The sequence below is a fragment of the Salipiger sp. genome, from assembly GCF_059781815.1.
Genome location: NZ_JBYNAH010000224.1, coordinates 1 through 5972 on the forward strand (window position 1 = coordinate 1; position 5972 = coordinate 5972).

At 68.3% G+C, this 5972-nt stretch carries 6 protein-coding genes; 5 read left to right on the top strand and 1 reads right to left on the bottom strand.

The annotated features are described in order from the left end of the window. Nucleotides 1-31 precede the first annotated feature (31 nt). Nucleotides 32-991, top strand: a complete 960-nt coding sequence (ppk2, locus tag AC6RA4_RS20540) for a polyphosphate kinase 2 (protein WP_500163524.1) — start codon at nucleotides 32-34, stop codon at nucleotides 989-991. Nucleotides 992-1001: 10 nt separating this feature from the next. Here ppk2 and AC6RA4_RS20545 read toward each other — a convergent pair whose 3' ends face one another. Beyond that, nucleotides 1002-1643, bottom strand: coding sequence for a TIGR02453 family protein (locus tag AC6RA4_RS20545; RefSeq protein WP_500163512.1), 642 nt, complete (start codon nucleotides 1641-1643; stop codon nucleotides 1002-1004). 122 nt (nucleotides 1644-1765) lie between these two features. On the opposite strand from AC6RA4_RS20545, the gene AC6RA4_RS20550 reads away from it, so the two are divergent. From AC6RA4_RS20550 to ychF, 4 genes are all read left to right on the top strand, one after another. Next, on the top strand, nucleotides 1766-2398 hold the full coding sequence (locus AC6RA4_RS20550) for a DUF1007 family protein (RefSeq protein ID WP_500163513.1): 633 nt from the start codon (nucleotides 1766-1768) through the stop codon (nucleotides 2396-2398). Continuing rightward, on the top strand, nucleotides 2380-3303 hold the full coding sequence (locus tag AC6RA4_RS20555; protein WP_500163514.1) for a nickel/cobalt transporter: 924 nt from the start codon (nucleotides 2380-2382) through the stop codon (nucleotides 3301-3303). Before AC6RA4_RS20550 ends, AC6RA4_RS20555 begins: the two co-directional genes overlap by 19 nt. A 73-nt stretch (nucleotides 3304-3376) precedes the next feature. After that, nucleotides 3377-4753 carry an MATE family efflux transporter gene (locus AC6RA4_RS20560; protein ID WP_500163516.1) on the top strand — a complete coding sequence of 459 codons (1377 nt, stop codon included), beginning with the start codon at nucleotides 3377-3379 and terminating at the stop codon, nucleotides 4751-4753. Between the two features lie 77 nt (nucleotides 4754-4830). Further along, nucleotides 4831-5928 carry a redox-regulated ATPase YchF gene (gene ychF / locus AC6RA4_RS20565; RefSeq protein WP_500163517.1) on the top strand — a complete coding sequence of 366 codons (1098 nt, stop codon included), beginning with the start codon at nucleotides 4831-4833 and terminating at the stop codon, nucleotides 5926-5928. Nucleotides 5929-5972: the final 44 nt, after the last annotated feature.

Here is a 5972-nt window from a genome sequence, read left to right on the forward strand (position 1 = left end):
GTCAGGAGCCGAGCGGCCCATCGTCAACCTTATTGTACCGACGTGCTCGCTCCGGGCCACCGCGCGGCCGCGCCCACCACCCCCGGCTCCAGCGCACCAGGCGGCGAGCTCTTGCGCGCCGCGCCGGGTGGCGCCGACCCCGGACGAGATCCGCCTCGCCTTCGAGACCGGCGCCTATCCCTACGACACCAAGATGTCGACCAAGAGCTACGAGCGCCAGAAGGCGCAGCTTCAGGCCGAGCTTCTCAAGGTGCAGCTGTGGTTCCAGCAGACCGGTCAGAAGGCGGTGCTGCTGTTCGAAGGCCGCGACGCCGCCGGCAAGGGGGGCACCATCAAGCGCTTCACCGAGCATCTCAACCCGCGCCATGCCCGCGTCGTGGCGCTCAACAAGCCCACCGATCTCGAGCATGGGCAATGGTACTTCCAGCGCTATATCGAACACCTGCCCACCGCCGGCGAGATCGTGCTCTACGACCGCTCGTGGTACAACCGCGCCGGGGTCGAGCGGGTGATGGGGTTCTGCGAACCCAACGAGTATCTCGAATTCATGCGCCAGACGCCCGAGCTTGAGCGCATGCTCGTGCGGTCCGGGATCAAGCTCTACAAATACTGGTTCTCGGTGACGCAGGAAGAGCAGCTGCGCCGCTTCAAGAGCCGCGAGACCGACCCGCTCAAGCAGTGGAAGCTGTCGCCGATCGACAAGGCCAGCCTCAACAAGTGGGACGATTACACCGAGGCCAAGGAGGCGATGTTCTTCTACACCGACACCGCCGATGCGCCCTGGATCGTGGTCAAGTCGAACGACAAGAAGCGCGCCCGGCTGAACTGCATGCGGCATTTCCTGTCGACGCTGGACTATCCCGGCAAGGATCGCCACATCGCGACGCCGGCGGACCCGCTGATCGTCGGCGGCGCGGCGCATGTGATCCATCGCTCTGACCACATTCTCGGCACCGCGCTGCACCCGGACACCCGCAAGACCGGGGCCTGAGCGGCGCGCCTCAGAGGTGCCTGGCGAGCCAGTCCTGCAACGGGGCAAGCCGGTCGAAGGTCTTGACCAGCGTCTCTTCGGGATCGCGCGCCAGCGCCTCGTAGAGATCGTCGTACCAGGCCACGCAGCCGCTGCGGCGCAGCAGCTCGGCACGGGGATGGGTCTCGGGGTAGGGCGCGGGCACCGTCTCGAGAGCGGGGGCGTCGAGCCGGGCGCCGAGCCGGTCGATCAGGGCGGCGAGGGCTTCGCCCGAGACGCCCGCCACCGCGCGCCGCCAGGCCTCGGTCTGCTCGTCGTCGAAGGCCATCACGCCGGCCCCGGCGGTGGCGTAGTCGAGCGACAGGCCGAAATACCAGCCGCGCCCGCCGCGCACCGTCCAGGCGGCGTGGATATGGGTGTAGAAGGGGGTCTTATCGTCGGAAAACCGCACGTCGCGATGCGGCCGGAACAGCTTGCCGCGCACCGGGCGGCCGCTTGCCGCGGACAGCTGCGCGGAAAGTCTGTCGATCAGCCGTTCCGCCGGTCGCCTGACCTCGCTGTCATAGCGAAGCTTGTTGCGGCGAAACCAGTCGCGGTCGTTGTTCCCGGCAAGATCGGTGAGAAATCCGCGCGCCTGCTGGGCAAAATCTGTCAGGTCAATCTGCGCGGTCATCGCGCAACTCCAATCATAGAAATCAAAATGACTCGTACTTAACGCCCTATCTTAGCACAGGCCCGCCGATGCGGCTGCATGGAACCTTGCCAAGCGACCGGGGCGGGACTAGTCCAGAGGGCATGAGACGCTGGATTGCCTGCTTTCTGCTCCTCTTGCCCGCTGCGCAGGCGGTGGCGCACCCGCATGTTTTTGTCGACAGCGGGTTGCGGATCGAAACCGATGCCGAGGGCCTTGTGACCGGCGTCGAGCTGAGCTGGGCCTATGACGAGTTCTTCACGCTGCTGATCTTCGAGGACATGGGGCTCGACCAGGATGGCGACGGACGCCTCACCGAGGACGAGCTGGCGCAGCTTCAGGGCTTCGAGACCAACAACTGGCCGGCGGATTTCGAGGGCGATCTCTACCTCGCCTCGCAAGGCGCGCCGGTGACGCTCGGACCGCCCGAGCCGCGCGAGACCCGGGTCGAGGACGGGCGCATCATCTCGGCGCATTTCCGCCCGGTGCCACGCGTGGCCGCCGATGGGCTGGAGATCAAGCAATACGATCCGACCTTCTATGTCTCCTACGCGATCAGCCGCGGGGTCGAGATCGCCGCGCCGTGCCGGGCCGAGATCGAGGCGCCGGACCGCGCCGCGGCCGATGCCTATGTGCAAAAGGAGCTGCAGACCGTCCCCGAGGACATGTTCGAGCAGCTCGAGGTCGGGGAGCAATATGCCGACAGGATTCAGCTGACATGCGACCCTTCCTCCTGATCGCCGCCGCCGCGGTGGCGGCGCTGGCGATCTGGCTCTGGGGCTTCGGCGGCGCCGCTCTCGTCGAAGCCGCCGCGGCGCAGGGCCAGCGCGAGGCGCAGGTGGCGATGGCCGGGGGCTTGCGCGCCCTGCGGGCCGGCGAGCCAGGCGCGCTGACGGCGCTGCTGGGCCTGTGCTTCGCCTATGGCTTCTTTCATGCGGCGGGGCCGGGCCACGGCAAGCTGCTGATCGGCGGCTACGGCGTCGGGCGGCGGGTGCCGGTGCTTCGTCTGTCCGTCTTGGCGCTGGTCTCGAGCCTCGCGCAGGCGGCGGCGGCGGTGGCGCTGGTCTATGCCGGGGTCTGGGGGCTTGGCTGGGGGCGACAGCAGCTGACCGACGCGGCAGAGCGCTGGTTTGCCCCGGCGAGCTATGCCGCCATCGGGCTCATCGGCGTCTGGCTGCTGCTGCGCGGGCTGCGCAAGCTGCTGGCCGGCCCGGAGACAGACCACGGGCACGACCATGAGGCCGACGGACATCACCACCACGCCCATGGCGAGGTCTGTTCGAGCTGCGGCCACGCCCACGGCCCGAGCCTCGATCAGGTCGAGCAGGTGCACTCGCTGCGCGACGCGCTGGTGCTGGTCGGCGCCATCGCCATCCGGCCCTGCACGGGCGCGCTGTTCCTGCTGATCCTGACCTGGCGCATGGGCATCGTCCTTGCCGGCATCCTCGGCACGTTCGCCATGGGGCTCGGCACCGCGACGGTCACCGTGGCCGTGGCACTGGCTTCGGTCACCCTGCGCGAGGGCGCCCTTAGCCGTCTCGCCACCGGCCCTGCCGCGCTGCGGGTGATGGGCGGTATCGAGGCGGCCGCCGGGGCGGTGATTTCCGTGCTCGCGGCACAGGTAGTGTTGCACGCGATCTAGAGCTGAACCACAGTTTCGCCGTGCACTTAACGCGAGACTTGCCGCAACGCGTTCGCGTCTCTAAAGCGCGATCATGAGGAATGAAGACACATACTGGGCGCATGCCCGCGCGATCCTGCTTCTGGGATTGCCGCTGATTGGCGGTCATCTGGCGCAGCTTGCCATCGTGTTCACCGACACCGCGATGATCGGCCGCTACGGCGTTGCCGAGCTGGCCGCGCTGACGCTGGCCTCGACGGTGTTCTCGGTGTTCTTCCTCTTCGGGTCCGGCTTTGCCTGGGCGGTGATGCCCATGGTCGCCTGCTTCGACGCCGCCGACGATCACGCGCAGATCCGCCGCGCCACGCGCATGGGGCTCTGGCTCTCGGCGGGGGTCTTTGCGCTGGTGATGCCGGTGCTGTGGCACTCGGGCAGCATCCTCTTGGCGCTGGGGCAGGAGCCGCAGGTCGCCGCCGACGCCCAGACCTACCTGCGCATCGCCGGCTGGGGGCTGCTGCCGGCGCTCGGGGTCATGGTCTTCAAGAGCTTCCTCGCCGCGCTCGAGCACACCCGCGTGGTGTTCTGGATCACCGTCTGCGCCGCCATCGCCAACGCGCTGGCCAATTACGCGCTGATCTTCGGCAACTGGGGCGCGCCCGAGCTCGGCATCCGCGGCGCCGCCATCGCCTCGCTGGTCTCGCACGGGCTGTCGCTGCTGGGCGTCATCGCCTATGCCCGCCTGCGCCTGCCGCTCTATCCCCTGTGGCGGCGCTTCTGGCGCCCCGATGCCGAGATGCTGCGCGAGGTCTTCGAGCTTGGCTGGCCGATCGGTCTCACCACCCTGGCCGAGGTCGGGCTCTTCGCCGCCACCGCGCTGCTGATCGGCCTGATCGGTCCGGCGCCGCTGGCCGCCCATGGTATCGCGCTGCAGCTCTCGGGGCTGACCTTCATGGTGCATCTCGGGCTCGCCAACGTCGCCACCGTGCGCGCAGGACAGGCCCGCGGCCGCGGCGATACCGAGTTCCTGATGCGCGACGCGCGCACGCTCTTCGGGCTCTCCATCGCCACGGTGATCATCACGGTGGTGGCCTTCCTGACCATCCCCGAGGCGCTCATCGGCGTGTTCCTGTCGCCCGACGACCCGCAGCGCGACACCATCATCGCCATCGGCGTGGTGCTGCTGATGGTCGCCGCGCTGTTCCAGCTGGTCGATGCGCTGCAGGTCATCGCGCTCGGCATGCTGCGCGGCCTGCACGACACCCGCGTCCCGATGATCATCGCCGCGCTGGCCTATTGGGGGCTTGGGCTTCCCGCCGCCTACCTGCTCGGGTTCCCGGCCGGCTACGGCTTCGTCGGCATCTGGTTCGGGCTGGTCATCGGGCTCGGCGCGGCGGCGGTGCTGCTGCTGCACCGCTTCTTCGTCCGGGCCCACCCGGGCCGGGTCGCGCCGGCGGCCGGCGCCAAGGCCTGAGCCGCCGCCCGCGCTCTCTTGCGCTTGCACCGATCCGCGCCTAGAAGGCGGCCAACCAAAGCCAGAGGAGCCGCAAGATGGGATTTCGCATGGGGATCGTGGGTCTGCCCAACGTGGGCAAGTCGACCCTGTTCAACGCGCTGACCAAGACCGCCGCGGCGCAGGCGGCGAACTTCCCGTTCTGCACCATCGAGCCCAACGTGGGCGACGTGGCGGTGCCCGACGCGCGGCTCGACAAGCTCGCGTCCATCGCCAAGTCGCAGAGCATCATTCCCACCCGCATGACCTTCGTCGACATCGCGGGCCTGGTGAAGGGCGCCTCCAAGGGCGAGGGCCTCGGCAACCAGTTCCTCGCCAACATCCGCGAGACCGACGCCATCGCCCATGTGCTGCGCTGCTTCGAGGATGACGACGTCACCCACGTGGATGGCCGCGTCGACCCGGTGGCCGATGCCGAGACCATCGAGACCGAGCTGATCATCGCCGACATGGAGAGCCTCGAGAAGCGCCTGCAGAACATCGTCCGCAAGGTGCGCGGCGGCGACAAGGAGGCGGTCCAGCAGGAGCGCCTGATGAAGGCCGCGCTCGAGTTGCTGGAGCAGGGCAAGCCCGCGCGCCTGCTCGAGGTCGATGCCGAGGATCTCAAGCAGTGGAAGATGCTGCAGCTGCTGACCTCCAAGCCGGTGCTCTATGTCTGCAACGTCGACGAGGACGAGGCCGCCACCGGCAACGCGCTCTCCGAGAAGGTCGCCGCCATGGCCGCCGAGCAGGGCAACGCGCATGTGGTGATCTCCGCCAAGATCGAGGAGGAGATCTCCCAGCTCGACGGCGAGGAGGCCGAGATGTTCCTCTCCGAGCTCGGCCTCGAGGAGGCCGGTCTCGACCGCCTGATTCGCGCCGGCTACGAGCTCCTGCATCTCGAGACCTACTTCACCGTCGGCCCCAAGGAGGCCCGCGCCTGGACCATCCGCAAGGGCACGCTGGCGCCGCAGGCCGCCGGCGTCATCCACGGCGATTTCGAGAAAGGCTTCATCCGCGCCGAGACCATCGCGTATGATGATTTCGTGGCCCTGGGTGGCGAGCAGCCCGCCAAGGAAGCCGGCAAGATGCGCGCCGAGGGCAAGACCTACATGGTCAAGGACGGCGACGTGCTGCACTTCCTGTTCAACACCTGACCCGCAGCCCGGAAGGAGCCCCCGCATCTTCTTCTGGCCGAAAA

Coding starts and splice junctions, on each gene's coding strand:
- AC6RA4_RS20545 (WP_500163512.1), bottom strand. CDS start 1,643: ATGACCGCGCAGATTGACCTGACAGATTTTGCCCAGCAGGCGCGCGGA.
- AC6RA4_RS20550 (WP_500163513.1), top strand. CDS start 1,766: ATGAGACGCTGGATTGCCTGCTTTCTGCTCCTCTTGCCCGCTGCGCAG.
- AC6RA4_RS20555 (WP_500163514.1), top strand. CDS start 2,380: ATGCGACCCTTCCTCCTGATCGCCGCCGCCGCGGTGGCGGCGCTGGCG.
- AC6RA4_RS20560 (WP_500163516.1), top strand. CDS start 3,377: ATGAGGAATGAAGACACATACTGGGCGCATGCCCGCGCGATCCTGCTT.
- ychF (WP_500163517.1), top strand. CDS start 4,831: ATGGGATTTCGCATGGGGATCGTGGGTCTGCCCAACGTGGGCAAGTCG.